This window comes from Bartonella sp. AP1QHHD (genome assembly GCF_042196265.1).
Lineage (GTDB): Bacteria > Pseudomonadota > Alphaproteobacteria > Rhizobiales > Rhizobiaceae > Bartonella.
The window spans coordinates 1-2,891 of record NZ_JBHIPW010000104.1; the positions used below are offsets into that span (position 1 = coordinate 1).

The 2,891-nt window shown below is 36.6% G+C and carries 1 tRNA gene and 2 pseudogenes; 2 read left to right on the forward strand and 1 reads right to left on the reverse strand.

Annotated elements, in window-relative coordinates:
- Window positions 1–303 (forward strand): annotated as a pseudogene (locus tag ACFIME_RS09205) (late control protein); the annotation flags it as partial.
- Window positions 260–1,644, forward strand: a pseudogene (locus ACFIME_RS09210) (replicative DNA helicase). The pseudogenes ACFIME_RS09205 and ACFIME_RS09210, both read left to right, overlap by 44 nt.
- 203 nt (window positions 1,645–1,847) lie before the next feature.
- Here ACFIME_RS09210 and ACFIME_RS09215 read toward each other — a convergent pair.
- A tRNA-Ser gene (locus tag ACFIME_RS09215) sits at window positions 1,848–1,937 on the reverse strand.
- Window positions 1,938–2,891 lie beyond the last annotated feature (954 nt).

A 2,891-nucleotide genomic window follows, 5' to 3' on the forward strand; every position in this document is an offset into this window, starting at 1 on the left:
ACTTGTTACACTTGTGAGGAGGAAGCACGAGCTGCTGCTGCTTCCGAGTCGGACAGGTTGTGTCGTGCTGTGGGCAGTGGCTCTTTGTCTCTTGAGGGACGCCCTGAAATTATGGCGGATCAACCTCTCATCCTTCAAGGGTTTCGTGGGCAAATCAATGGACCATGGAAAGCTGCAACCGTCACCCACCGCTATGAAAAACAAAGCGGATACACCACAGAAATTACACTTGAAGCACCAAACAAGGGAAAAGAAAGCAATGAGAACATTGAACATGCTAAAAACAGAAAATCCAAGAGATAATTTTGCTTCTTCTTTTCGTCAACTTCCCCATAATATTGAAGCGGAACAGGCATTACTTGGAGCAATCCTGATTAATAATAATGCACTCGATCGCGTTTCAGACTTTCTCAAAGCAGAACATTTTTTTGAAAGGCTACATCAAAAGATCTTTGAGATTGTCTTACAAATTATTCAAAAGGGTCATCTTGCAAACCCCATTACAATCAAGCCCTATATCCAAATGGAAGAAAAAGTTGGAGATATTACTGTATACCAGTATGTTGTTCGCTTAACCACAGAGGCAGTCACTATTATTAACACTGAAGATTATGGACGCGTCATTTACGATCTTTTTATCCGCCGGTCTTTGATTAATCTTGGCAATGAAGTTGCCAATACAGCCTTTGATGCGCCTGTAGAACTCACGCCTACCCAACAAATTGAAACGATTGAAAATCAGTTATTTGAGCTCGCCGAAAAAGGAAAATATGGAGGTGGGTTTGAAAACTTTGATACAGCCATTGCAAAAGCACTTAACATGGCAAGCGCTGCAAAAAAGCGTTCTTCAAAGCTCTCAGGGATCGCTACCCATATCAAAACCCTTGATGAGAAAATGGGGGGGCTACAGCCATCCGATTTGATTATCATAGCTGGACGCCCTGGAATGGGGAAAACCTCTCTGGCGACCAATATTGCTTTTAATATTGCCAATGCTTGTAAGCGTGATAACAGCCAAGAAAATGAAGGGGGCGTTGTAGGCTTCTTCTCACTTGAGATGTCATCCGAACAGCTTGCAACTCGTATTATCTCAGAACAAATAAAGGTTTCTTCTTCTGATATGCGTCGTGGTAATATCTCAGAGGAGCAATTTACCAACATCATTTACGCAATGCGTTCCTTACAAACAATCCCTCTTTATATTGATCAAACGGGTGGTGTATTCCTTGCACAATTAGCCGCCCGTGCAAGGCGTCTTAAACGACAACATGGTCTAGATGTCTTGATTATCGATTATATCCAACTCATGACAAGCGGTTCAAAGCGTTCATTAGAAAATCGCGTTCAAGAAATTACAGCCATTACCACCGGATTAAAAGCACTTGCAAAAGAACTCAATATTCCCATCATTGCTCTGTCACAACTTTCGCGACAAGTTGAAAACCGAACCGATAAACGTCCACAANTCTCAAAAATGAAGAACCCAAAGAAAGCACTGCTGAGTATAACAAATGGCAAGATGCAATGGAGCAAGCCAAGGGTAAAGCCGAGGTTATTATAGCAAAACAACGCCATGGTCCGACAGGAATCGTTCCCCTTGCCTTTCAACCCGACTTTACATGCTTTAGTGATTTGGAAAAATAGGAGCAGAAAAATGCGTTAAAGAGAGCTTTAAATACCCTTGAAAGGTCTTTGAAGACCCTTTAAAACTCTTTGAGAAAAAATAAATTGGTACAAAACCTAGTGTCAAAATATACAAAACCTGCTGGCAAGCTACAACAAAACCCGCTGGCAAGCTACACTGGCAAGCTACATACACAAAAAGTTATAGCATGATAAAAATGCTGTGGCGGAGGGGGTGGGATTCGAACCCACGGTACAGTCTCCTGCACGCCGGTTTTCAAGACCGGTGCCTTAAACCGCTCGGCCACCCCTCCAAACTAGATATGTTTTTTGACAAATTTCTTGTAAAAGGTCAATCATTTTAATACGCATTTTAAAGCGTTCTTTGTAAAACTATTTAAGTTTCAATTAAAATAATTCTTCATAAGTTAATTCTTTGAGTGTGTTATCTAAGAGTTTCATTTTTAAACATGATAGTTTTTTCTGAAAAAATGAAAGGTAATTATGATATTTATCATTTTTTTTCTGTTTAAAAATTTTTTACAAAGCAATATTTTTTTAAGTTCTAACAATTGTTTTCGTAATAATAAGAAATGTTTAGTTGAAAATGTTTGATAAATTATATTAAATTCCGGTCGTGTATTTTTGAATTATTTTACCTTTCCAGATATTTATTTTATTTAGATCGTTCATATTGGCGAAAAGAAAATGTTATTACTCTGACAGTTTATGAGAGATAAATTTGTAAGAATGACATATATATTCAAGGAAAGTTTTTATTGAGTTTAAATTAAGTACAATTCAATAAGAAAGCTCTTTAAAAGATTTTAATTTTTTAAATAAAAATATTCAGATATTTAGTGCGTCTAAAGAGTACCTTGGAGGGAATGGCTGATTTGCACTATTTGAATAAAATTTTATGTAAGATTTGCATCGATAGTTTAAAATCTCTTCTAGATATGACTGGAAATTAGGTATATTTGTAATGCTTTTTCTGTGGGATAAGCAAAAAGTTAATTTGAATGGAAGAAAAAATTATTGAGCAATACCCTTAGATCAATAGATAGTTTGTGAAGGTATTACATAGTTTTTCAAGAATAGAACTTAAAAACGCTAAATTATGCAGAGTCAGAAAGCGTAAACTTTAAAAGACAAAGTTTTAAAAGCCGATTCATTCACAAGTATGTGTAAAATAAAATATTTATGTCTAATATAAGGGAATAGGTGAATCTTGATTCTATTGAGTTTTTTTGCCTCTATCCCTCATC